Consider the following 23,498-nt stretch of genomic DNA (forward strand, 5'->3'; position numbering starts at 1 on the left):
TACGCCGCACCATCCAACGCGACATCGAGGACAACCTGTCCGAACGGATCCTGTTCAACGAACTCACCCCAGGACAGATCGTCGTGGTCGACTGCGAAGGCGACCCCAACGACATCGACAAGTCCAAACTCGTCTTCCGCGGTTCCGGTCAACCGACGACTGGCACCCTCCCGGACGTGGGGACGGTGCCCGCATGACCGGCGTACGCGAGCGGACATCCACCGCTGCCCCGACCGGCCGCAGCCAGCTTCGGTTCCTGCGGCCAGCCGGCGGACTGCCTGACGAGGGGGAGCCCGGCAGGGTCGGGACCGGGCAGGTGCTCCGGCTCATCACCCGACAGATGTTCGCCGTCCCCGTGACCGACGACCCGGTTGGCCGGCCGGTGCCCGACGTCGCGCGGGAGGTGCCCACCGTCGACAACGGTGGAATCAGCGCGGACGGCCGTACCTGGCGTATTCGAGTGCGCTCGGGCGTGTACTGGGATGCGCAGCGTGCCCGGGAGGTAGGCGCCACCGACGCCGTGCGGGGCCTCAAGCGCACGGCCCATCCGCTGGCCCGGCCGATGCGGCCGTACTTCGGCGCGCTGATCGAAGGGCTGGCCGACTACTACCGACGATACGACGAGGAGTTCGGGCACTGGGCGGCGCACGCCCCCGCGCTCGCCCAGTTCTCCCACCTCACCCGGGTTCCGGGGCTACGGGTCGAGGGCGACACCGTCGTGTTGCGGCTCACCGAGCCGGCCAGCGACCTGATCGACCTGCTGGCCACCGGGTACGCCGCCCTGGCCCCACGTGAGTACGACTACTACGTGCCGGACAGCCCCGAGTTGTACCGCTGCAACCCGGCCTGCGGGCCGTACCGGATCGCCCGGCAGCTGACCCCCGGTGGTGACTTCGTCCTGGAGCCCAACCCCCGGTGGGACCCGGCCACCGACCCGATCCGCCGGCGGACCGCGTCCCGCATCGACGTCGTGGCCTCCCCGGGAGACCAGCCGCTGGACGACGCTACCGACTTCGGGGTTCGCTCCTGGGACCTGCCGGCGTCGCCAGCCCGCTTCGGCGGCACCGGTTGCAGCTACTACCTGTCCGCGACGCCCGGCGGGGCGGCGTGGTCACTCGCTGCCCGCCGCGCGCTGACCTGGGCGGTCGACCGGGCTGCCCTCGCGGAGGCGGCACGCGCTGCCGGTGCCGTCGGTGCCGCCGCGCAGCACGGTGTCCTGCAACCCGGAGACCCGGGTGCCGCGTCCGACACCGACGTCGCACCCGATAACGGTGACCTGACACGGGGTCGACACCTGCTCGCTGACGCCGGTCTGACGCCGGGAAGCAGGCTGGTCCTGGCGGTGCCGGTCGGGTCACGGCCGGCGGTCGTGGCGGCGGCCGTGGCCGATGTGTTCATCCGGTACGGAGTCGAAGTCGTCACTGTGTCGGCGGGGGAGCCGGGTGCCGATCTCACCTTGCACGAGTGGGTGCCGCGCTGGGCCGGTAACGCCAACCGGGATCTGCTGCACCGGATCTGGCCGGCTGACGGCGGTGCCGGTGACCCGGCCGGCGTCGCCACCGAGGCGTTGCGGACGCTCGACCCGGGCACGGCCACCACGCTGTGGCGCCGCTTCGACCGGTTGGCCACCGCCGACCTGCGCCTGGTGCCCCTGATCGTGGCTGACTGGCCGCGCACCCGGGCCAACGCCGTGGCCACCGGAGTCGCCAGGTGGTGACCGTAGCGGGACGTTGACGATCCCGAGCGGGGGGACCGATCGATCGGTCCCCCCGCTCGTCGATCGGGTCATTCAGCGGATGCCGAACAAAGCGCGGTTCAGGATCGGCTTGGCCGTCTCCTGGAAGTCGATGTCCGGATCGAGCGACCGTACGGTGCCCTCGACCACGAGCAGCGACAGCAACGGAAACACCAGCTCCGGCGACGCCGCGACGCCGTACCGGCGTTGCAGGTCGAACAGTTCGCCCGCGAACGCGATCAGGCTGAACTCCTTGGCGGACAGCTTGTAGCTGCGGGCCACCAGATCCGTGACCCCTTCGGTGAACGCCCCCACGTCCGCGCCATCGGACACCCCGATGGCGCTCTCCAGCACGATCGCCGCGCAGCGCTCGCCCCGGCCGATCGACATGTTGAGGAAGAAGTTGGCGAACAGGTCCCGCATCCGCTCCGACAGTTGGACGCTGAACCCGGCGTCCAGCACCACCACCTGGCCACCTCGGGTGAAGTAGAGGTTGCCCGGGTGCAGGTCACAGTGGACGAACCCGTTGATGAACAGCATCTGGTAGACCACGGTCAGCGCGGAGGCCGCGAACCTCCGGCGCAACGCCGGGGGACACCGGTCCGCGGTGTCGACGGCCAGGTCCGGGACGAAGTCCATGACGATGGCGGCCGGGCGACTCGCCTCCGGATGCACCCGGGGCACCAGGACCCGCGGCACCGTGCCCAGATCCTCGCGCAGGCGGCCGAGGTCCCGCCCTTCACGGCCGAGGTCGATCTGCCCGAGCACCGACTCACAGAGGTTGTCAACGACCTCACGCACCGGCACCCCTCGAAACATCGGTAACCGGGCGACGAGCGCCGCTCCCCGGCGCAGCAACGCGAGGTCGGCAGCCATCCGGGGACCGATTCCGGGACGGCGCAGTTTGAGCGCGACCGTACCGCCGTCGAGCAGGGTGGCCCGGTAGACACAGGCGATGCTGCCGCTGGCCGTCGGAACCTTCTCGACGGTGACGAACACCTCGTCCAGTTCGTCGCCGTACGCCTCGCGCAGCGCGGTGCGTCCCTGCGTCGCGGTCATCGGCGGCACATCGTCCTGGAGCATCGACAACTCGTCGCAGAGCCAGGCCGGCACGACGTCTCGGCGGGTGCCGAGGACCTGGGCAGCCTTGATGAAGGTGGGGCCGAGGCGGGCGACGGTCCGGGCGATCTCCCGGGCGAGCCGGCGCCGACCGGCCGGCCTTCCGTGCCGTACCGCAGTGGCCGAGGCGCCGACGACACCCGCTGCCATCGAGGCGGTGGCCACCGAACCGATGACGAGCGCGCGACCGGTCAGCTGGAGACGTTCGGGGGCGGGCGGGCGGGATGACTCAAGTGACGGCGCGCCGATGGGAGAGAGGCTGAGGAGATACTTGAGCGGTAGCATCAGGCGCCTTTCTGCCGGGGGTCGACCGGGTCCTGATCAGCCCCGCGCGGTGGACAGCCCGGGGACGTCCAGCGCCCGCAGACGCATGTTGCCGGCGTCGGCGTACCACAGGCGGAGCCCGTCCCAGGTCAGGCTGGTGGCGGGTCGACCGTCGACCTGGATCTGCAACACGTTGCGTCCGGTCTGGAGGTCGAAGACCGTGATGGCCTCGCCGAGCAGATCGGTGTGCGCGACGTACCGGTCGGTGACCGTGATGCCGGCGACACCGAGTGGCGCGGGTATGGCCGCGAGCAGCCGCAGGTTGGAGGCGTCCCGCAACTCCAGGGCGTCCGGCCAGCCGAGCCAGATGCCGTCCTTGCCCGCCTCCATGCCGCAGACCTGCGTATCCGGTCGAGGGCTGGCCACCTCACGCAGCACATCCCCGCTCTGCGGTTCGGTCAGCCGCAAGGTGGTCGACGTGGCGTAGAGGAGGCACCCGCCGAGAGTGGTCAGCCCGGTGACCAGACCGGGACAGGCCAGTTCGGCGCCGGGCACCCCGGTACGCGGGTCAAGGCAGACCGCCCGCCCGCGCCCGGCGTCGGCGTACCAGAGGGTGTGACCGGACCAGGTGAGGCCCGAGATCCGGTCGGCGTCGACGGAGTGGTCACGGACGGAGGCGGCGGTGTAAATGATCATTGTTTGCTCACCCGGTCGAGACGACAGTCGAGGCGCCACTGGGTCACGTCCCGCGCGGCGGAACCATCGGGACGTCGGGGACGCACGTGTACGGTGTCGCCGGCCGCGACGGCGGTGTGCCGGAGCGGCCAGACGAAGACCGCCCAGTTGCAGCCCGGGTACGACGGCATGTTGGACAGCTCGATCCCCGGGGCGAGCGTGGCGGTGAAGTAGCCGAGCACGGCGTGCAGCGTTCCGGCTGTGTGCAGCGGTAGGGCCAGGGGCCGCGCGTTGCGTAGTCCGGTGTCGCCACGGCCGGTGTCGACAAGCGCGACCGGTTCGCCGAGCAGGGTCGGCTCCTGGGTGAGGAAGTGCAGGTGGGCGGTGGGGTCGACCAGTTCCTGCACCACGTCGAGCCGCATGCCGAAGAAGTCCGGGGACCAGATGCCCCAACCCTCGGTGCCGAACTGCACCGGCGCCAGCCAGGTGATGACCCGCTCGGGCACGACGACGCCGTCGGGTCGCAGGTTACGGCGGTTGAACACCCGCAGGATACGGGCCATGTCCTCTTCCGGCCCGAGGTTGCCCATCAGCTCACAGACCGTCACGTCCACCTGTTGGGGCAGACGAACGAGCCGGGCGTCCCCAGCGATCAGGGTGACCCGGTCCTGCCAGCCGTTGGCCTTGATGATCCGGTCCGCGACGGCGGCTATCTGAGGATCAGCCTCCACGGCGTACACGTGTGCGGCGCCGTGTCGTAGCGCCAACGCGGTCAGCGCCAGCGTGCCGGCGCCGACGTCGGCGACCACTGTGTTCTCGGCGATGACCGTGGCCAGTGCCCGGTCGTAGGACTCGACGCGTCTACGGTCGCCGAGCATCGCCTGGTGCATGAGCAGGTGGCGTTGGTCCATACGAGATCTCCTGCTCGTCGACCGCCAACATCTACTAAAGAATCATATAGCAGCGATTGGTGAATGTCTCGCCTCAACGGCCGGTGTGGCAGCCGCAGCCGCAGCGGCTGGCGGGGGCCGAGCCGTCCACGCCGTGCTCGCGCAGCATCTGCCGCGCCAGCGCGTGGACCGTGCCGAGCATTCGGTAGCGGCGGCCCGACGCGCCGTGCAAGACCTCCAGCACCGACTTGTCCACCAGCCGATCGAGCAGCATCTGCAGTGTCTCGGGTTCACCGCCGATCGCCCGGCCGGCGACCGCCGCGGCCTCCAGGCCGAACTCCGCCGGAACCGCGCCCAGCGCGGCGAAGCAGCGCTGCTCCGCCGGCCCCAGCAGTTCCATGCTGCGGTTCACTGCGGCGCGCAGTGAACGGTGGTGACTTGGCAACCCCCGGCGGCGCGGACGGATCCGACGAAGTGGGTCGTCCACGACGTTGACCAGCGCCTCCAGTCGCTGGGTACGCAGGCAGGCGGCGGCGAGCTCGATGGCGAGGGGTAGCCCGTCCAGCGCCCGGCACACCGACCGCACCGCCTCAAGGTTGCCCTCGGTGAGTCGGAACGCCGGTTGGATCTGCACCGCCCGCTGGGCGAACAGCGCAACTGCGGGTGCCGTCGAGGAGCCGTGCTCCTTCTCGACCGCCAGCGGTCGCACCGGGTACACCGCCTCGTACGGCAGACCGAGCAGCTCCCGCGAGGTGAGCAGGACGTGGACCTGCGGACAGCCGCGGAGCACGTCGTCGACGAGGTCGGCGGCCTCGTCGGTGACCAGTTCGGCGTTGTCGAGGACGAGCAGGAGCTTGCGGTCGTGCAGTCGATGCGTCAACGGTAGGCAGCCTTTGGCGTGCCAGGATCCCGGCTCGTCGACCACCGCCGCCGTCGCCTGAACCAGCTCCCGGCCGGTGCGCGCGTTCGCCAGATCCACCACCGCGACCCCGTCGGCGAATCGTTCCCGCAGCTCCAACGCCGCGGCCATGCCGAGTGCCGACTTGCCGACCCCGGCCGGGCCGGTGAGGCTCACCATGCGGTAATCGCCGAGCAGGTCGCAGACCGCCCCGAGGTCGGCTGTCCGCCCGACCAGTTCGTCCACCACGGCTGCCGGTCCCCGCCAGGGCGGCTGATGGTCCCCGCTGAGGGCCGCGCCGTCAGGTCGCGGCGGATCGGCGTCCAGTACCTCCCGGTACGCCTCGGTCAGTTCGGCCCCCGGATCGACACCCAGGTCGAGCTTGAGGCGAGCGCGGACGTCGGCATACCGCTCGATCGCCCAGGCGCGTTGCCCGATGCGCGCCAGGGCCCGTAGCACCCGGGCCTGGACTCGCTCGTTGAGGGGCTCGGCCTGGGCGAGCCGTTCGGCCAGTGGCAGGACCACCTCGGGCCGCCCCGACTCCAGGCCGAGTCCGATGTAGTCGAGTGCGGCAGCCAGGAACTCCTGCCGCAGCGGGCCGATGTCGTCCTGTTCGACAAGCAACGTGGTCAGGTCGGCGAGCTGCGGATCCCGCCACCGCTCAAGGGTCTCCCGGTACGTGGTGAAGGCGATCTCGTGCTCGCCGGCCGCGTGCCAGGCCGCCGCCTCCCGGATGCCGGCCCGGAACTGGAGCAGGTCAAGCTGGTTGTCGGCCACGGTGAGTCGGTAGCCGCCCGGTGCCGAGGCGATGACGTTGGTGCGCTGGCGTCGTGGCGTGTCGGGCTCCAGCGTGTGACGTAACCGCGCGACATAGGTGTGCACCAGGCTCGCGGCCCGAGCCGGAGGCCGTCCCGACCAGAGGACGGTGATCAGGTCGTCCAGCGGCACGTGCCCGTCGGCCCGCAGCGCCAGCAGGGCCAGCACCGCCCGCTGCTTCGGGGGGCCCAGGTCGACCTCCTGGCCGTGGATCGTCGCTCGCACGGAACCGAGAATCTGAATCTGGAGTTCGACCTCGGTCCGTTTCACGGGTCCCCCAAGCTGTTCTGGTGCTGGCTCGGTTCTCCTCCACCTTAAGTGAAGAACTTCCATACTTAAAGTAGTCGCGGCGAGCCGCACGGCGTCAACCGCATGCCGGGAGAGTTCAAGTCGCCGTCAAGATGACTGGGCGACACTGTCCGACGACCCGACCCGACCCGAGCTTCCGGGTCGCGTTCGGCGGAGAATCTGACCACCGACCCCGGAGTCAGAAGATGCGTGTGTCCGTACGACCGCCTGCCTGCTGTCGCCGCCGCGGCGTGCGGTGCACCCGATGATCGGCGTCCTCGGACGCGGACGGATGGGCTCTGCGCTGGCCCGGAACCTTGCTGTGCAGGGCAAAAGGGTGCTCATTGCCGGCCGTACGCGCAATGGCGCGCGCCCCGTCGGGTTGGCTTCGTATCCCGAGATCCGCTGCGTGCCGGCACCGGTCGTGGTCGCCCGGTCCGATCTGCTCGTGCTCGCGCTGCCGTTCGACGCCGCGGTGGACCTGGCCCGCGATGGGTTGCTCGATGATGGACGCGGGCGTACGGTCGTCGATACGACCAACCCGCCGTCGAGCGTCGGAGGTGGCCGGCGGAGCGGCCGACTGCTTGCGGAACTGCTACCACAATGGCGGGTGGTCAAAGCCCTCAACACGGTGCCCGCCGGCATGCTCGGTGAGCCCGTGCTGGACGGCCGGCCGGTCACGGTGCCACTGGCCGGGGACCATCCCTCGGCCAAGATCGAGTGTGCCGCGCTGCTGTGTGGATTGGGATTCGTGCCGGTTGATGTCGGCGGGATCGATCGGGCACCGGCGCTGGAGTCGTTGGCGGAACTGCTGATGGCGATCGACAGTCAGCATGCGTTACGTGGCCGGCTCGGCTTCAGCCTCGCCGTGCCCGAGCTGTCGGCGGTGGCGCCCACCAGCGTGGCGTGGCCCGACCGGCCGCCCGTCCCGGTCGGTGAGCGTCAGCGCCTCGCGCCGCCGGCCGTCGACAATATTCGCTCGACACCCGGGCGGCCACCCAGGCCCAGCAGGTAGAGGCAGCGTGGCATGGCCGCCGCCGGCCCGGTCACCGAAACCACCCCGCTGACCACGGCCTCGACCGGCTCGATCGCACCGCTGCCGAGGTCGAAGAAGGTGCGGGCGTCGGTGGCTACCCGGAGGGTCGCGTCCGGACCGGCGGTACCGCTGATCGTCCGCACCTCGCCGTCGCTGACCCGGACGTGGAAGACCTCGCCCTCGATGTCGAACTCGTAGACCTCGTCGACCAGCGCCCGTGCGGGGTCGACCATGGACTCGATGGCCAGCGCGGCCCACGACGCCCGGGTGACCGGCGCCTGGACCTGACCCGGCTGCTGGGCGAGCAGCGTCAGCCCGAAGCGGGCCAGCACCAGGACCGGTTCGCGCAGCTTCTCGCCCAATTCGGTGAGCGCGTAACCGGCGGTCCGCCGCTCGGCGTCCAGCGGCTGGGTGATGCCCACCTCGGTCAGGAAGGCCAGCCGGTCGGCCAGGAGATTGGTGCCGATGCCCGGCAGGGCGTCCAGGAGATCCCGGTAGCGGCGCGGTCGGACCAGTAGCTCACGGATGATGAGCAGGGTCCACCGCTCGCCCACCACATCCAGCGCGAAAGCAAGGCCGCACTGCTGGCCGTAGGTCCGACGGTCTCGTTGCTCTTTCACGGCGCTCCTCCATGCCGCAGTGTGGGCCCAGGCAACGCCCCTTTAGTTAGACATAGTACACGGCGGCCTCTTCGAGATTGCCCTCCTACCCGCAGGACCCGATCGACCGTTGCCGGAACCGGTCCGTCCGGTCGTGACGAACCTAGAATCGGCACGGTGAGCACCGCCGAACCGCTCGGGACGGACCGCGACGAAATGATCCAGCGGCTGCCCAAGGTCGAGACCCACGTGCACCTGGAGGGTTCGGTCCGACCTGGAACGCTGCTTCGGATCGCCCGCCGCCACGGGCTCGACCTCGGTCGGCTCGACGAGGCGCGGATCACCGACCTGTTTCGCTTCCGCAGCTTCCGGCACTTCACCGAACTGTACGAACAGTGCTGTGCCGCACTACGTGACCCGGCCGATCTCCAACTGCTGACCGAGGAACTGGCCGAGTCGGCGCACCGGCAGAACGTCCGGCACCTGGAGGTGACGTTCAGCCCCGGCACGCACTGGCGCGGGCGCGGCATTCCCTTCGACGAGCAGCTCGACGCGGTGCGCAGGGGCGCTGAGGAGGCGTGGCGGCGGTTCTGGGTGAGCATGCGGTTCGTCGTGGACCATGTCCGTGGCGAGTCGGTCGAGGAGTGCCAGCAGATCGCGGAGTGGGCCGTGGCGGGCGGACCCGGCGGGGTGGTGGGGCTCGGGCTCGGTGGCTTCGAGCCGGGACGCCCGGCCTCGCTGTTCGCCGAGCCGATCCGGTGGGCGGCGGCACGTGGTGTGCCGTTCGTGCCGCACGCGGGTGAGGCGGTGGGACCGGAGGGCATCTGGGACTGTCTGGCATTCCATCCGCCCCGGATCGCGCACGGCATCCGCGCGGTCGAGGACCCGGCGCTGATGAGGGTGCTCCGGGACCGGGGCGTCGTCCTCGACGTCTGCCTGACCAGCAACCTGCGGACCGGCGTGGTGTCGACGCCGCAGGCGCACCCGTTGCGACGGCTCTGGGAGGCCGGCGTCCGGATCACCCTCAACACCGACGATCCGTCGATGTTCCACACCGACCTGGTCGCCGAGCACCGGCTCGCGGCGCGCTGGCACGGTCTCACGGTGGCCCAGCTCGCCGGGATGACCATGACCGCCGTCGAGGCCGCGCTGCTGCCCGACTCCGCGCGGATGAGGCTTCGTGAGGGCGTACGGGCGGAGCTGGACGAACTGGGCATCGTCCCGACCTACCCGCCCGGGGTGACGTGGTCCGTGCCCGCTGCCGGCTGACCCTCGTCGGCGTCCCGCGGCCAGCGTGCCCGCAACGCGCCGATGTGCTCCGGGCCGGACCCGCAACAGCCCCCGACGATGTCGAGGCCGCGCCATGGATCCGTGTCCGGAAGGCCGGCGAACGCGGCCGGCGAAACTGCCGGCGACAGGTACCGGTCGACCGGTGTCGCGGGCGGCAGACCGGTGCGGTCCTCCAGGTTCGGATACGCACCGAGCCGCCCGGTGTCGGCCGGTCCCAGCCGGGCCAGCGCCCGTTCCGTACCGGCCGGATCGGTGCAGTTGACCAGCACCGCGCTCGCCCCGACGGCGCGTACCGCGCTGGCGGCGGCCACCACGTCCTCACCGCTGAGCAGGTGACCACCCTGTCCGCACACGAAGCTGGCCCAGGTGGTGAGCCCGTGCGCGCGGGCGGCGCGTACGGCGGCGACCGCCTCGCGGATCGTGTTCATCGTCTCCACCAGGACCAGGTCGACGCCGGCGCGGGCGAGTTGCTCCGCCAGCCAGGCATGCTCGTTGCGCAACACCGCTTCGTCGGGCACCAGCTCGGGCCGGTAACAGTCCTCGATCGGCGCGATCGATCCGGCGACGGCGACCGGGCGGGCCACGGTGGCAGCTGCCTCGCGGGCCAGGGCCACCGCGACGTGCGCCAGGCGAGCGGCGGTGTTGGGGCCGGCGCCGGCCCGGTGAGCGGTACGCGGGGTGGTGCGGAAGGTGTCCGCGGTGAGTACGTCCACACCAGCGGCGACGTATGCGGCGTGCACCTGGGTGACCAGCCGTCGGCCGGCGGCGTCGAGCAGACAGTGCGCGGTCCACCAGGGAGCGCTGACGGACCGACCGTGCCGTTGCAACTCGGTGCCGAGCGCGCCGTCGAGGAGCAGTGGCCGGCCGTTTGGTGCCCCGCGTCCTTCCACCGGCCCCTCCTTGTCGGGTTGGGCCTGCGCCTGCACGTCGAGCCCATCGTGGCACGCCGACGCCGGGCGTTCGAGCCCTCGCAGCCGATCGGTGGGGACCGCGCAAGCTCAGAGTGGCCGGTCAGTCGCGGGTTGCCGCGATCCTTGCCAGCATGGAGATGAGGGCACGCACGTCGGCTCGGGAGGTGTAGCGGGCCATGCCGGCTCTCAGCGCCTCCGGGGTCTCCGGTGCCACGGCCCGCAGCGCCGGCTCCGACCCGAAGGTGCCGTGTCCGACGACGACGCCACCGTCGGCGAGCTGAGCCGCCACCTCGGCGGCCGGACGGTCGGCGACCTGGAACGCGACAATCGGCAGGCGTGCCCCGTCGTCCGACCGACCGAGCACGCGCACCCCATCGATCATGCGTAGGCTCCGGGCCAGCAGATTCGCCAGCCGCTCGCCGTGCCGGAAGACCGATGCGCGGTCCCAGTGCAGCAGCACCTCGGCGGCGACGCCGGTGGCCAGGATTGCCTCGATGCCGGGCCCGCCGGTTGGCGCGACACCGCGCAGCAGCGTGGCGGAGATGCCATCGCTGCGCCGCCACAGGATGCCGCATCCGGGGCCGTACCACGTGGCGGCCGAGGTGACGAAGACGTCGCAGCCCCACGCGGCGACGTCGACCGGCAGGTGCGCCGGTGCCTGTGCGCCGTCGACGAAGACCTGGGCACCGGCAAGCCGGGCGGCGGCGCAGATACGGACGAGGTCGGGCGCGGTGCCCAGCGCGTTGGATCCGGCGGTCACCGCGATCCAACGGGTACGTGGGCCGAGCTGGGTGGCGACCGCGTCCACGGTCAACCGGCCGTCTGAGGACACCTCTGCCATCCGTACCGCGGCCCCCCGACGGTGGGCGGCCTGACGCCATGGATCCACATTGGAACGATGGTCCAACGTGGTGCACAAGACCTCGTCGCCCGGTAGTAGAGCCGGCTCGATCGAGCGGACGAAGGCTCGGGTCAGGCTCGTCATGTCGGGCCCGAACGAGACGGCGCCGCCGGGCGCACCGATAAGCGCCCGGAATCGGTTGGCAGCCCAGTTGAGCGCCACCTGGGAGCGATGCCAGGGGACGCCCACGCTTTTCTTCCGATAGTTTTCGAGCACGTCGAGGACGGCAGCGTGGGCCAGCGTTCCGGCGGGCGCATCGAGATGGACGACACCTGAGTTCAGATCCGGGAACTGCTCTGTGACCGGCCGCGTCGCCAGGGCTTTCAGGGGTAGCCCGTGCAGTTCACCGAAGGTCATCTCAACCGGGGGGATCGGGCCGCGACTCGCGTATGACCGTAGGTGGTGCCGTCGGTCGGTGGGGGCTACGTAGACGGAGCACGGTAGCGAGGCCGCCGCTACGTAGGGCCTTCTCGGTGGGCGCATGTCGACATCACGTTCGTCACGGCAGTGTGCTATTCGAAAGAGGAGCGTAAAGATACCATACTGAATACGGAAAAGGTTCCACTAAGGTGACATTCCGCAAGGCTCTAACCACCCTGCGTGACATCACGGCATCGGGCCCGGTCCGCCCGACATCTCTTCGCCGATTGTCGGCACGGGACCAGCCTCGGCGGGCTCGTAGCCCCAGCGCCACCAGAAGTGGCTGTCCGCTGTCGACCGCTGCCTGACGACCGAAGGCCGCGTCGACCGCTGCCCGGTCGTGTGGCCCGGCCCGGGACGTCGGCTAGCGATGCCGTCCTTCCCTGCTCCGGCGACATCGTCATCCGCTGGATCCGCGCCCTGGTAGGCAGCCGACACGAGCAGACCTTCCTTCCTGTGCCGTCGGCACGGTGATCGGCCGATCGTTGCGGGCAGGTGGCGGCCCGGGCATCAGCATTCGCTCAGGCGCGGATCACCCGGCGGCTTTCACTGGTTGTAGGGCATCGTGGGGAACCAGCCGTAGTCGAACATCGCCGGCAGCCGCACGTTCCAGTAGACGACCATGAACACGCCCAACGCGATCAGCATCCCGCCGGTCAATGCGGCGGTGCGGGCCGGGCTGGCCGCCAGAAAACGAATGAAGCCGCCCCGCGTCACCAGCACGAGCAGGACGAACACGACCGTGACGATGGCGATGTTGCCGAGTGACTGAAGGACAAAGGCCCCTGCGCCGTACCACGGGTTACCGTTCTCCACCGCCCAGTGGAACAGCTTGTTGAACAGCGGGTACGGCCGGCCGATCAGAAAGCCACCGACCAGCGCGCCGAGCACCACCACGCGGGCCACCGGCCGGTGTGCGAAGGGATCCCGCACTACGCCGAGGGAGGCCAGGCCGAGGTAGACGAAAGCCAGCCCGATCACCCCGAACACGATCATCGACTGGATCAGGCGGACCGGGAGCGTCCCGACGCTGGCGGTGGAGAGTTGCGGCAGCCGCTCACCGAGCAGCACGCCGACGAACCCGTAGCTGGCGGAGACCGCCACCATTCCGAGGGTCAGCCAGCCGACCGGCCGCACCAGGCTACGCAGCCCGGCACGGGCCGCCGCACCCGCGTTCGCCTGGCTCATCGGTCCGATCGACGCGGCCATGGCGATGTTGCAGGCGGTGAAGGTGCCGGCCAGACCCGAGACGAACGCGAAGACCAGGGCGGCGACGGTACCGCCGATCGCGGTCGCCTTCGCGTCCCTGCCGAGGATCGCGTTGGCCATCGAATCGCCGATGGTGTGGTCGACGAACTCGTACGACCACAGCACTGACAGCAGTACACCGACTCCGACGGCGATCAGGATCACCCGACCCCGTCGTGGCGGTGAAGTCGACGGGACAGTTTCCAGGCCTGCGCGCTCCGTGGCAGTCATGGCTGAATTCTCGGCGACCCGACATCGAGTGTGTTCTCGCAGTTTGCCGACTGCCGTGATGCACCTGTCCAGCGAGCTTGGTTATCTGCGGACGGACGCCGATCCGCTGGCTGTGCCGGAATGCGCGGCGCATCCCGGCACAGCGACGGAAACCGGTTACGGCAGCCGGTGGTCCCGAGTCGCCCGGCCCCCTGACACGGGAGGCCAAGAAAGTCCGGCACCGAGCCGCACCACCGTGTACGGCAGCACTGGATGCTCCGCCCCGTACTGAAAGTTGACCACGAGAAGGTCGCGGCCGTCGAACGCCGCCGTCGACGGGCCGTGCAGCGCGGGGTCGGTCAGTCGCCCGAGCAGCCTTGCCTGGTCAGCGCGGCGGTTGAGCCGCAGCACGTTTACAGTGTTGCCGTTCCCGTCGATGTTGCTGATTGCGTAGAGCGTGTGGCCACGTACGAGCAGGCCGTCGCCGTGCACCGTGGCGCCGCCCAGGTCGATCGCCCGGACCGTGTGCCGCCGCAGGTCGATGCGGTGCAGCGCGCCGTCGTTGTAGTCGGCGACGATGAGATGGCGCTGGTCATGGGTGACCACCAGGCCGTTGAGGTTGAACCCGGCGTTCCACTCGATGCTGGTGCCGCGCAGGTCGAGGAAGGTGGGTAGCGGGCTGGTGACGCCGGCGCCACCGCGCAGCTCCGCTGCGGGGATACGGTAGAGGGTCGGTTGGAACGAGTCGGTGACGTAGACATCGCCGTTGGCGGTCAGCGCCACGTCGTTCAGCATGGGATTCGGCGCATCGGTGGCGAAGCGGTGCAGGAGTGCACCGGTGCGGGTGTCGTACACCCACACGTACCCGGTTCCTCCGCCAGCGACGATGAGCCGGCCGCGGCGGTCGACCTTCATGCCGCCGGCGGTGGTCCGACCGTCCGCGGCGTTGCCGGGCAGCCACACCGTGGTTTGCGGTGAGCGGACGTCACCGCGGTAGATGCGCCCGTCGGTCAGGCTGCTGACATAGAAGTACGGGCTGCGGGGATCGCGGGCTATGCCTTCGGGGTAGGCGTCGTCACCGGCCAGGACATAACTGTCCGGCCGCGGGCCGGCGGCAGCGGACGCCGGGACCGGCACAGACGCCGATGCCGGCGCGGGTACGGTGCCGAGCGCGCCGGGCACCGCAACGATCAGAATCGCGAGCAGTCGTCGCATGTTTCGCACAGTTCCTTCCGATCAGGGTTGTCGCATCGAGCGTGGCTCCGGTGGGAAGTCACCGACAAGATCCATGAGGTATGGGCGGGTACCTTCGCGGTATGCCGGTGGATCTACGCCTCATGCGGTACGTCGTGACGGTCGCCGAGGAGGGCAGCTTCGAGCAGGCCGCGCAGCGCCTGCACATGGCGCAGCCACCGCTGAGTCGACAGATCCGCGATCTGGAGCGGCAGCTCGGCGTACCACTGTTCACCCGCCGCCCGACCCGCCTCACCGAGGCCGGGACGGCCTTCGTGGCGTCTGCGCGCAAGATGCTGAGCGATGCGGACGCGATGGTCCGGGCGACGCGGGCGGCCGGGCGGGGCCACGCCGGTACGGTGCGCATCGGAACGGTCGTCAGCGCCGCGCACGAGGTGGTGCCGCAACTGCTGGACGCGCTGCGGGCGACGCATCGGGACATCACCGTACGCACGGGCGAGGCGTGGCCGACCGAACTCGAGGCCGGGTTGCGCGCCGGCCGCTTCGATCTGGTGCTGTCGCGGGCCGCGTCTGCTCAGTCGGACCTCGCCCGGCAGACGGTACGACGGGAACCGTTGGTCGCCGTCGTCGGTCCCCGGCACCCGCTTGCCAAGCGTTCGTCAGCGGCACTGAGCGACCTGCGGATCGGCCCGCTCAACCTGCCGCCCGAACACCTGACGCCCGGCTATCGCGCTGCCGTGGTCGCCGCCTGCGTCCGCGCCGGCGTGCCGCTCGACGCTCGGGACTGCCAGCAACTCGGCTGGCGCCGCGTGGGCATCGCCGAGGACACCGGGTTTTCGCTGGTACCCCGATCGCTTGCCGCGCTGCCCACGGTCGACGGCATCGTCCTCACCCTCACCGACGACCTCCCGGCGTCGGACCTGGAGCTGATGTGGCGACGCGATGAGCTGCCGCCGGCCGCTGCGGTCGTCGTCGACGTGGCTGCCCAACTCGCGCGGCAGCGCGGCTGGGCGGGGTAACCGTCCGGCGTCCCGGCCCGCTCCGCACAAGCCCGTCACGGTCAGCGGAAGCGTATGCGCCGCGACAAACAACGCGCATGTCTGAGGTGGCGGCAGCGTTGGCGATCAACGGATCGGACGGAGAGAGTTACTCGCCGGCGCGCAGTACCTCGCTCAGCCGGTCGCGTCGCCGCAGCGCCGACTCGACAGGTACGACCGCCGCGACCGCCGCCAGCAGCGTCACGCTCACCAAACCGAGCAGCCACCACGGCAACACCGCCGTCGGGTCGGTGCCTTGACCGGTGAGCAGCCGTAGCTCAAGCGGACCGAGCGTCAGGCGGGCGAGCAGGGCGCCGAGTAGCGGGCCGCAGACCGCGGCGACCACGACCGGCGGCAACAGCTCTCCGGCGGCGACCCAGCGGGCGTCGCGTGGCCGTAGGCCGAGGGTCCGCAGCCGGGTCAGGGTCTGCCATCGCTCCGACGCACCCGCGGCGGCGGCGAGCGTGAGGCCGAGCATCCCCAGCGCCAGCAACACCGCGGCGGCCGTCCATGCCAGCCGCAGTATCCCTGCGGTCAGCGGAGCCACTCGCTGCGCCCGCAGGACGTCCGTGCGCAGCACGATGTCGGCGGCGACATCGCTGTTCGACAGGGCCTGCGCCGCGCCGGGGCCGGTGACCCAGATGGTGTTGGGAGCAACGGGCAATCCTGCGTCGGCCAGGGCGGCGGCGTCCACGATGACGACGTCGCTGGCGCCGCCGACGGAGGGAGCGGCACCGACCACCGCGAGCCGGATCGCCGGGGCGTCGTCCCGGGTCAGCTGCAGCCGCGTGCCGGTCGGCAGCTCGCCGTCGCTCGACAGGACCAGCGCCGGGACGTCCCCGGCGCCAGGACCGGGTGCCGTGAGCCGGGTGAGCGCTGGCGCGTCGGGCAGCGGGGTGGTGGCCAGCAGCCGCTGGAACGCGGCGGCGTCCACGATGACCAGGCGTGGGGTGAGCAGTGTCGATTCGCTGAAGATGCGCGCCGAGTCGGTCACCTGCGCGACGACGACCTGTCTCACGTCGGGTGCGGCGGCGATGCGCTCGGCGACGGCGGGTGTCCCGGCCTCGGCGTCGTCGCCGATGTCGAGGCGGGCGTCGGCGCCGACGGTGTTCCACGCGCCATCGGCCAGACCCCGGGCGACGGTCCCGCCGACGACAAGCGCGAACGAGGCGAGCGCCGTGGCGCTGACCAGAACCAGCAGCGGTAGCGCGCGTCCGGCCGTCGTGGCCGCCCGGGCGGCACCGAACACGGCCAGCGGGCGGCGCGAGCGCAGGGCCTGTCGCAGCGCGAACCGCGCTCCGACAGGCAGCAGCCGCAGCAGGACGAGCGCGCCGGTGAACATGCCCAGAGCGACGGCGCTGACCGGTAGGACCAGGTCGCCGGTCAGCTCGCCGGTGTCGCCGTCCGCGGCGACGGGCCGCAGCCCGCGCTGGTGCAAGGTGACGAAGGCGGCGACCGCGGCGATCAGCACGGCGGCCTCCACAGCGGCGCGGCGCAGCTGACCGGTGGCCAGGATCCAGCGCCGGGCGGCCGGATTGGCGGGTTGGCGCCGGTCGCGGCTGGCGCGGGCGGCGGCGAGGGTGCCGAACGTCGGCCCGGCGACGGCACCGGCCAGAACCACGGGCACGGTCCAGATCCAGGAGACGCCCGGAGCGGCCACGCGGGCGAGCGCGAGCCCGACGGCAGCGGCCGACAGGGACACCACGCTGGACTCGATGATCAGTTCCGCACCGAGGTCGGGCAGCGCCGCCCCGCGCTGCCGGGCGGCGGTCAGCGCCGGGGTACGGCGGCGGACCAGAAGGTCGGCGGCGAGCAGCAGGACCAGCACCGTGGCGGTGAGGATTCCGGCGAGCAGGACGGCGGCCTGTGCGTAAGCGGCGCTGATCTGGGTGCGGGCGTCGCGCAGGACAGCGTCGAGCTGTGATTCCCACTTCAGGGACTGGTCGCGGACGCTTGATGAGCCGGAGGCCGCCTTGAGCCTGACCAACTGGCTGGCGAGCGCCGCGGAGTCGTCCCAGGTGAGCGCGTCGGGTTCGGGGGCGAAGTGGACGCTGCGCCGCAGTTCATCCTCGTCGAAGGCGAGCCGGGCGTCCGGCAGCGACTCACGCGACAGCAGGCCGGCGAACCGGGTCGTGCCCACGCCGTCGGCGCCGGGATCAGGGCGCAGCAGCGCCGGGGCGAGTCGCCAGGCGGGGTCGGTGCTGTCCGCGGGTCGGTAGATCCCGCTGATCCGGACGTCCTTGTCGCGCCGCTGGCTGTCCTGCACCGGGATTCGATCGCCGGGCCCGAGGTCGAGGGCGGCGGCGTCCGCCTCGGAGAGGCCGACCTGCACGGGCCAGGGCGGTCCGTTGTAGGGGATCTCGATGGACCGTTCAGGGTTGGCGGGGCCGGGAGCGCTGCCAGCGATCCAGGTCACCTCCGGGCCGCCGACGTCGCCGGCCAGGTAGGTGAGCTGGAAGGTACGCGGCACGTTGCCCCCGGTGATGCGCAGGATCGGGCCGTTGACAACCGCGGTGGGCGGGAGCAGTGCGGCGTCCAGGCCCGGCCCGAGGGCGTACGTTGCCCGGGCGCGAAAGTCGTCGACGTCCTCGGCGAGGCGGGATATCCGGATCCGTCCACCGGTCGGGCCGTCGTCGCGTTCCCAGTTGGCGTGCACGAGCACGTTCGAGTCGTGTCCGGCGCGGCGGACCGTGTCCTGGACAGCGTCGTCGGCGGCGGCACGCAGCAGCGCCGGCACGGCCCCGGCGAGCAGCGCGACGGCCGCGATGACCGCGGCGGTGAGCAGCAGCGGTCCGGCGTCGGCACGGCCACGGCCACGGACGCTGGGCCAGTGCGGCGCCGGCCATCGGCGGGTCAGCCACCCCTTCACGGCGTCACCCGAAGGTGCGCGGCGTCGGCCCGGCGGACCTGGACGACGACCACCGTGACGACCGCCAGCAGGCATCCGGCCAGCAGTGCGGCGAGCAGCGCGGCCTCGGCCGGCCCCGGCCAGTGTGGCTGGACGGCCGGGACGGGCGCGGCACCGGTGTCGGAGCGTACGAGCAGGGGAGCAACGACGCGGGTGGCGAGCGCACCGACGGCCGCGCCCGCAGCGAGCAGCGGCAGCAGCACTCCGGCGTGCTGGCCGATCAGCACGGCCCGGATGTCGCGCCGGGACATTCCGAGACCGCGCAGCCGCGCCACCTCGACGGCGCGGACCTGGAGGTCGCAGGTGACGTGCAGGACGATCCCGGCGAGCAGCAGCAGGGCCGCAGCCGGGACGATGAGCCGGAGCGCGGCCGGCAGCCCCGCGTGCAGCGGGCCGCCGGTGAGTCGGGCGGTCTCCGCCTCGCGGGTCGTGACGGTGCCCAGGTGCAGGGCGGTGGCCCGCTCGGCGGCACCGGGACCGGCTGGTTGGCCGACCCACCAGGCGTCGACCGGGAACGTCAGGTCGCCGGCGACGGCGCGGGCCCTGGACAGCGTGTCCAGGTCGGCCAGGACGGCGACGGCGCCGGGGGCGGACGGCACGGTCGGCACGATCTCGGCGACGACGATCGGCACGGGCGTGGTGCCGACCGTGACGCTGAGCCGGCTGCCGCTGCTGGCACCGACCTCGCTGGCGAAGCGGGCGGAGACGGCGACCGGCACCGGTCCGGGGTCCGGAAAGGCGGTGGCGACGAGGTTGGGCGCGGTGTAGGCGACGCTGCCGAGGTCGACGGAAGCCGCCATCCGAAGCGCGGTTCCCGTTGGCGTGGCGGAGAGTCCCACGGTCGGGTCGCGCAAGGTGCTCGGGACCGTCTGCACGGATGTGGCGGTCCAATCCGATCCGTCAGCCGATCCGGCTCGCGGCACGGTGAGGGTGACGTCGATGGCGGTGCGGCTGCCGACCGGGGAGCCGGCATCCGGCCCGGCCTCGACCGGCAGGGACACCGCGACGAGGCGCAGTCCGTCGGCGCGCGCGCAGCCGGGCAGCCGGTGCTTGCGGCCGTCGAGCGGCACGGGAGGACCGGTGCAGGGTGTGCGCAGGCCGCTGGCGTCCTCAAGCAGCAGCCGGGGGGTCACGAGGAGCGAGGTCGCGCCGGCCGCGGTTCCGCTCATCACGAGCGGGGCATCAACCGGAACGGGGACGCCGGTGACCCGGGTCGGTGGGGCGAGCCTCGCCGCCACGTCCGACCACGTGCGGTCGCGGTCGAGCCGCCCGCGTAGCAGCGCGTCGGCGCGGGTGGTGTCGACGGCGACCAGGCGCGGCGCATCGCCGGCGGTGCCGAGCCACTGACCGACGGCGGTACCACGGTCGAGGGCTGGACTCACCGTCCCCGCGGTTGCCGCGCCGACGACCGCGCCCTCTCCGGCCACCGGTGCCGTGCCGATGGTGAGTGCCAGGTCGGTGCCGACGGAAAGCGCGGCCTGATCACGCTGCGACTGGTGCCACGTGGTGTCGAAGGCGAGGCCGAAGGTTCCGGCCGCGCAGGCCAGCCCGACGAGCAGCCCGACGGCGACCGCCTGCGGCCGACGGGCGGCCTCGGCGACCGCCAGCGGAAGCGCCAGCCCACGGGCGCGGTACGCCAGCCGGTCGGCGCCGCGCAGGGCGGGCAGTACCACCCGCAGCGCCAGGGCGGCGCCTGCGGTGAGCAGCAGCGCCGGCGCGAGTACCCGGACCGCGTCGACGCGTGGGTCGGCGGCGGAGGGCTGCGCGTACAGCTGCCACCAGGCGGCGGCGGCGAACACCGCGAGCATCAGATCGACGCCGGACCGGGCCAGCAGTTCGCGGCGGGTGCGTCGGTCGCCGGCTGCCGGACCGGGCCGGACCGCCAGGACGGTGAGTACGGCGGCGAGTACCAGCGCGCCGCCAGCCACCGCGAGGACCTGGGCGCCGGTGATGTCCGGCCGGACGGTCAGGCCGGCACCGTCCAGCGGTGGTAGCTGGGTCAGGCCGGCGTGCAGGGCCGACGAGGCTGGTATCGCGAGCGCGGCGGCGACGGCGGCGACGAGCCCGGCTTCGAGCATCGCGGTGGCGGCGAGTTGGCGGCTACTGGTGCCGAGGGCGGACCGCAGGGCGGTCTCGTCGGCGCGTACCCGTGCGGTCAGCCGGCCCGCGAGGACGAGTGCCGTCGCGGCCAGGACACCGCCGAGGGCGGCGATGGCGAACACGACGGCGGCGGTGACGTGCCGTTGGTCGTCGGCGGACCGCAGGGTCAGCGGCAGGTCGGAGGCGACCCGTGCGAGCCGGACGCGGTCGCCGAGGGTGCCGGCCAGCCGGCGGTCGGCACTGCGGACGGCGCTGGCCACGGCCGCCAGGTCGCGGCGGTTGGCGTGGGACAGGTCCGGATGGGCGGTGACCTCCATCCGGTCGACGGTGGCACCGGTGGCGACCAGATCGGCGAGGTCGACGAGGAACGGGCCGTAGGCGTTGACCGGCTGCCGGAAGCGGCCGTCCTGGTGCCCGATGGCGGAGCCGGCCGCGGCCAGCGGGTCGCGGTCCCAGCCGCGCCCCGGCAACGGGCGGACCACACCGACGACGGTCAGGTCGATGGCCGGGACGGGTGCGTGGGCCAGCTCGGCGCCGAGGCGTACCCGGCCACCGGGAGTGAGGCCGAGCAACTGGGCGGTGGACTCCAGCACCACGGCGTCACCACGCTCGTGCGGCCAGCGCCCGGTGACCAGCTCGGCTCGGGTCGGCAGGTCGTCCAGCCCTGACAGGTACGCCTGGGGCGGGACGGTGGTGCCCGGGGCGAGCGCGGGCGGCAGCGCCCGCAGCACTGTCGACGCCCGCGCGGTTGTCGTCACCGGGAACGGTGCGAGCGTGGCAGCCACCACGCTGCGGGTGTCGGCGGCGACGGAGAGCGCGTCCGGGCCTTCGACGGTGCCGGTGTAGACGGTCACGTCGACGGCGGCGGGAGCGGCGCGGGCCATCGCGACCTCCAGCGCCCGCTCGGCGGTGCGGGTGCTCAGCAGGGTGCAGGTGCCCAGCAGGGTCGCGCCGACCGTGACGACCCCGATGAGGGCCGCGAGCAACGGCCACTGCACGCGGGCGCGTCGGGTGACCAGCCTCAGCATCGTCGCGTCACCTGGCATCCGGCACGGGCTCGTCCGGTCGCCCGGCTGTCCCCTCGTCGAGGTGCCCGTCGTGGATTCGGATCACCCGGTCCGCCAGTGCCATCATCACCGGATCGTGGGTGGACACGAGTGCGGTGACGCCTTCGGATTCGACCACCCCGCGCAGCAGGGCCATCACCGACAGCCCGGTCTCAGCGTCCAGTTGCCCGGTGGGCTCGTCGGCGATCAGGAGCCGGGGTGAGGCGGCGAGCGCGCGGGCGATCGCCACCCGCTGCTGCTGGCCACCGGACAGCTCGGCCGGCCGCTGCCGGGCGTGGTCGGCCAGGCCGACCAGCTCCAGCAGCAACTCGACCCGCCGCTCGCGCTCGGCCGGGGCGACGCGGGCCAGCCGCAATGGGGCGGCGACGTTCTCCGCGGCCGACAGCACCGGGATCAACCCGAAGCTCTGGAAGACGTACGACACCTTCTCGCGCCGCAGCCGGGACAGGCCGTCCTCGTCGAGCGCGGTGACGTCGGTGCCGTCGACGTGCACCGTGCCGGCGTCCGGGCGATCCAGGCCACCGATGGTGTTGAGCAGGGTGGTCTTGCCCGAGCCGGACCGCCCGACGAGCGCCACCATGGCACCGGCGGCCACGTCGAAGGACACCCCGCGCAGGGCGTGTACGACGGTCGGTCCGGTACGGAAGCGTCGGTGCACGCCGCGCACGCGCAGCAGCGGCTCGCTGCTCATCCGCCGCTCCCCGAGTCGGGGCGGATCGTGATGTGGTCCGGTTCCAGGGCCAGCCGGACCCGTCGGGTCAGCGCCAGCGCCTGGCGGAAGTCGCGGGGCACCTGCACCCGCCCGGCCCGGTCCATCACCGCGTACTCCTCGGCGATCGTATGCGTGTCGCCCGCCGCGTCGGTGGTGGTGCGGCGCAGCACCTCGCTGCTGGTGCGTCCGTCCCGGATCGCGACGGTCCGTTCGACCTGGCCGCTGACCTCCGGGTCGTGGGTGACCACGACGACGGTGACGCCGTAGCGCCGATTGACCTCTCGCAGCACGCCGAAGACCTCCGCGGACGTGGCGGCGTCCAGCTCGCCGGTCGGCTCGTCGGCGAGCAGAACCCGCGGCTGGTTGGCCAGCGCCACCGCGATCGCGACCCGCATCTGCTGCCCTCCGGAGAGCTGCCCGGGACGCCGATCGGCGCAGTCGGCGACACCGAGGCTGTCCAGCAGCTCGGCGGCGCGCTCCCGGCGCTCCTCCTTCGCGGTACGTGCCGCCGTCATCGGCAGGTCCACCATCTCCCGCGCGGTCAGGTAGGGGATCAGGTTGCTCGCCGTCTGCTGCCGGACGAACCCGACGGTGTGCCGCCGGTAGTTCACCCGGTCCGCTCGGGACATCGCCAGCAGATTCCACCTGTCGACCCGGACCCGCCCGGCGGTCGGGGCGTCGATGCCGGCCAGGATGGAGAGCAGCGTCGACTTGCCTGACCCGGAGGCGCCGACGACGGCGACCAGCTCGCCGCTCTCCACGGTCAGGTCCAGTCCCTGTAGTGCCTGCACCTCGATCGAACCGGTCTGGTAGATCCGGACCAGGTTCTCGCAGACGATGAGCGCGTCCCGGCCGAACTCGGGCGCCCGCGCGGACGGCTGCGGCAGGGACAGCGGTGTGCTGGACATTGCGTCCTCCGTCCGGGTCGTGCCGAGCCTGCCTCGGGTAGTGGTCCGGCCCACCGATCGGGCACCTGGTGTTACCTGGCTGGCACGCCTGGTTGCCTGATGCGTCAAGAGCCCTGACTGCCCTGCCGGTGCTGACGCAATTGAAGCAGTTTCGCAATCGGCGGCTCCGTTGACCATGCCCCTGCACGTTTCGCCGCCCCGCAGGTCGAGCGAAACCGGTGAAGAACCGCCACGGGTTGTGTGGTGGCCCCCGCTGAGGCACCGGGGCGACC

17 protein-coding genes and 1 pseudogene are annotated in these 23,498 nt (G+C 72.0%); 5 read left to right on the forward strand and 13 right to left on the reverse strand.

Annotation, left to right across the window (positions count from 1 at the left end):
* Both KBX50_RS26595 and KBX50_RS26600 read left to right on the forward strand, forming a co-directional pair.
* Nucleotides 1–197 (forward strand): annotated as a pseudogene (locus KBX50_RS26595) (AAA family ATPase); the annotation flags it as partial.
* Nucleotides 194–1,717, forward strand: a complete 1,524-nt coding sequence (locus KBX50_RS26600) for an ABC transporter substrate-binding protein (protein WP_210940414.1) — start codon at nt 194–196, stop codon at nt 1,715–1,717. The pseudogene KBX50_RS26595 and the gene KBX50_RS26600, both read left to right, overlap by 4 nt.
* A 72-nt stretch (nt 1,718–1,789) precedes the next feature.
* Here the strand turns inward: KBX50_RS26600 and KBX50_RS26605 are convergent, their stop codons facing one another.
* The 4 genes from KBX50_RS26605 to KBX50_RS26620 all read right to left on the reverse strand — a co-directional run bounded on the left by KBX50_RS26605 (nt 1,790) and on the right by KBX50_RS26620 (nt 6,667).
* A complete protein-coding gene (locus tag KBX50_RS26605; RefSeq protein WP_210940415.1) occupies nt 1,790–3,139 on the reverse strand; it encodes an AarF/ABC1/UbiB kinase family protein in 1,350 nt (449 codons plus the stop codon).
* Between the two features lie 36 nt (nt 3,140–3,175).
* Complete coding sequence (locus tag KBX50_RS26610; RefSeq protein ID WP_093402505.1) at nt 3,176–3,814, reverse strand: hypothetical protein; 639 nt, start codon at nt 3,812–3,814, stop codon at nt 3,176–3,178.
* The gene (locus KBX50_RS26615) at nt 3,811–4,704 is read right to left on the reverse strand and encodes a methyltransferase domain-containing protein (protein WP_210940416.1); all 894 of its coding nucleotides are present in this window, start codon (nt 4,702–4,704) and stop codon (nt 3,811–3,813) included. The genes KBX50_RS26610 and KBX50_RS26615 overlap by 4 nt, the downstream gene beginning before the upstream one ends.
* A 73-nt stretch (nt 4,705–4,777) precedes the next feature.
* The gene (locus KBX50_RS26620) at nt 4,778–6,667 is read right to left on the reverse strand and encodes a BTAD domain-containing putative transcriptional regulator (protein ID WP_210940417.1); all 1,890 of its coding nucleotides are present in this window, start codon (nt 6,665–6,667) and stop codon (nt 4,778–4,780) included.
* A gap of 283 nt (nt 6,668–6,950) precedes the next feature.
* Here KBX50_RS26620 and KBX50_RS26625 point away from each other — a divergent pair, with 283 nt between their 5' ends.
* A complete protein-coding gene (locus tag KBX50_RS26625; protein WP_210940418.1) occupies nt 6,951–7,700 on the forward strand; it encodes an NAD(P)-binding domain-containing protein in 750 nt (249 codons plus the stop codon).
* Here KBX50_RS26625 and KBX50_RS26630 read toward each other — a convergent pair.
* Nucleotides 7,628–8,341, reverse strand: a complete 714-nt coding sequence (locus KBX50_RS26630; protein WP_210940419.1) for a helix-turn-helix domain-containing protein — start codon at nt 8,339–8,341, stop codon at nt 7,628–7,630. The two genes, KBX50_RS26625 and KBX50_RS26630, sit on opposite strands and share 73 nt — an antisense overlap.
* A 156-nt stretch (nt 8,342–8,497) precedes the next feature.
* On the opposite strand from KBX50_RS26630, the gene add reads away from it, so the two are divergent.
* A complete protein-coding gene (gene add, locus KBX50_RS26635) occupies nt 8,498–9,589 on the forward strand; it encodes an adenosine deaminase (protein WP_210940420.1) in 1,092 nt (363 codons plus the stop codon).
* Here add and KBX50_RS26640 read toward each other — a convergent pair.
* The 4 genes from KBX50_RS26640 to KBX50_RS26655 form a co-directional block, all read right to left on the reverse strand.
* Complete coding sequence (locus KBX50_RS26640; protein WP_210940421.1) at nt 9,547–10,500, reverse strand: homocysteine S-methyltransferase family protein; 954 nt, start codon at nt 10,498–10,500, stop codon at nt 9,547–9,549. The two genes, add and KBX50_RS26640, sit on opposite strands and share 43 nt — an antisense overlap.
* 121 nt (nt 10,501–10,621) lie before the next feature.
* Nucleotides 10,622–11,905 carry an aminotransferase class V-fold PLP-dependent enzyme gene (locus tag KBX50_RS26645; RefSeq protein WP_307871081.1) on the reverse strand — a complete coding sequence of 428 codons (1,284 nt, stop codon included), beginning with the start codon at nt 11,903–11,905 and terminating at the stop codon, nt 10,622–10,624.
* 483 nt (nt 11,906–12,388) lie between these two features.
* The gene (locus KBX50_RS26650) at nt 12,389–13,321 is read right to left on the reverse strand and encodes a hypothetical protein (RefSeq protein ID WP_210940423.1); all 933 of its coding nucleotides are present in this window, start codon (nt 13,319–13,321) and stop codon (nt 12,389–12,391) included.
* A 156-nt stretch (nt 13,322–13,477) separates the two neighbouring features.
* Complete coding sequence (locus KBX50_RS26655; RefSeq protein ID WP_210940424.1) at nt 13,478–14,515, reverse strand: SMP-30/gluconolactonase/LRE family protein; 1,038 nt, start codon at nt 14,513–14,515, stop codon at nt 13,478–13,480.
* A 101-nt stretch (nt 14,516–14,616) separates the two neighbouring features.
* Between KBX50_RS26655 and KBX50_RS26660 the strand changes: the two genes are divergently transcribed.
* Nucleotides 14,617–15,513 carry a LysR substrate-binding domain-containing protein gene (locus KBX50_RS26660; protein ID WP_210940425.1) on the forward strand — a complete coding sequence of 299 codons (897 nt, stop codon included), beginning with the start codon at nt 14,617–14,619 and terminating at the stop codon, nt 15,511–15,513.
* Nucleotides 15,514–15,640: 127 nt separating this feature from the next.
* Here the strand turns inward: KBX50_RS26660 and KBX50_RS26665 are convergent, their stop codons facing one another.
* From KBX50_RS26665 to KBX50_RS26680, 4 genes are read right to left on the reverse strand one after another with little or no spacing between them, the layout of a single operon-like run.
* Complete coding sequence (locus tag KBX50_RS26665; RefSeq protein WP_210940426.1) at nt 15,641–18,400, reverse strand: ABC transporter permease; 2,760 nt, start codon at nt 18,398–18,400, stop codon at nt 15,641–15,643.
* A complete protein-coding gene (locus tag KBX50_RS26670; protein WP_210940427.1) occupies nt 18,397–21,567 on the reverse strand; it encodes an FtsX-like permease family protein in 3,171 nt (1,056 codons plus the stop codon). Before KBX50_RS26670 ends, KBX50_RS26665 begins: the two co-directional genes overlap by 4 nt.
* 7 nt (nt 21,568–21,574) lie before the next feature.
* Nucleotides 21,575–22,297 (reverse strand): ABC transporter ATP-binding protein, encoded by a 723-nt coding sequence (locus KBX50_RS26675; RefSeq protein WP_210940428.1) that lies wholly within the window; start codon nt 22,295–22,297, stop codon nt 21,575–21,577.
* Nucleotides 22,294–23,226 carry an ABC transporter ATP-binding protein gene (locus tag KBX50_RS26680; RefSeq protein ID WP_210940429.1) on the reverse strand — a complete coding sequence of 311 codons (933 nt, stop codon included), beginning with the start codon at nt 23,224–23,226 and terminating at the stop codon, nt 22,294–22,296. Before KBX50_RS26680 ends, KBX50_RS26675 begins: the two co-directional genes overlap by 4 nt.
* Nucleotides 23,227–23,498 lie beyond the last annotated feature (272 nt).

The organism is Micromonospora sp. C51 (assembly GCF_018070435.1).
GTDB classification, from domain to species: domain Bacteria; phylum Actinomycetota; class Actinomycetes; order Mycobacteriales; family Micromonosporaceae; genus Micromonospora; species Micromonospora sediminimaris.

Bases quoted from the DNA above. Each gene is read 5' to 3' on its own strand.
- KBX50_RS26600 (WP_210940414.1), top strand. From the start codon at position 194: ATGACCGGCGTACGCGAGCGGACATCCACCGCTGCCCCGACCGGCCGC.
- KBX50_RS26605 (WP_210940415.1), bottom strand. From the start codon at position 3,139: ATGCTACCGCTCAAGTATCTCCTCAGCCTCTCTCCCATCGGCGCGCCG.
- KBX50_RS26610 (WP_093402505.1), bottom strand. From the start codon at position 3,814: ATGATCATTTACACCGCCGCCTCCGTCCGTGACCACTCCGTCGACGCC.
- KBX50_RS26615 (WP_210940416.1), bottom strand. From the start codon at position 4,704: ATGGACCAACGCCACCTGCTCATGCACCAGGCGATGCTCGGCGACCGT.
- KBX50_RS26625 (WP_210940418.1), top strand. From the start codon at position 6,951: ATGATCGGCGTCCTCGGACGCGGACGGATGGGCTCTGCGCTGGCCCGG.
- KBX50_RS26645 (WP_307871081.1), bottom strand. From the start codon at position 11,905: ATGCGCCCACCGAGAAGGCCCTACGTAGCGGCGGCCTCGCTACCGTGC.
- KBX50_RS26650 (WP_210940423.1), bottom strand. From the start codon at position 13,321: ATGACTGCCACGGAGCGCGCAGGCCTGGAAACTGTCCCGTCGACTTCA.
- KBX50_RS26655 (WP_210940424.1), bottom strand. From the start codon at position 14,515: ATGCGACGACTGCTCGCGATTCTGATCGTTGCGGTGCCCGGCGCGCTC.
- KBX50_RS26660 (WP_210940425.1), top strand. From the start codon at position 14,617: ATGCCGGTGGATCTACGCCTCATGCGGTACGTCGTGACGGTCGCCGAG.
- KBX50_RS26670 (WP_210940427.1), bottom strand. From the start codon at position 21,567: ATGCTGAGGCTGGTCACCCGACGCGCCCGCGTGCAGTGGCCGTTGCTC.
- KBX50_RS26675 (WP_210940428.1), bottom strand. From the start codon at position 22,297: ATGAGCAGCGAGCCGCTGCTGCGCGTGCGCGGCGTGCACCGACGCTTC.
- KBX50_RS26680 (WP_210940429.1), bottom strand. From the start codon at position 23,226: ATGTCCAGCACACCGCTGTCCCTGCCGCAGCCGTCCGCGCGGGCGCCC.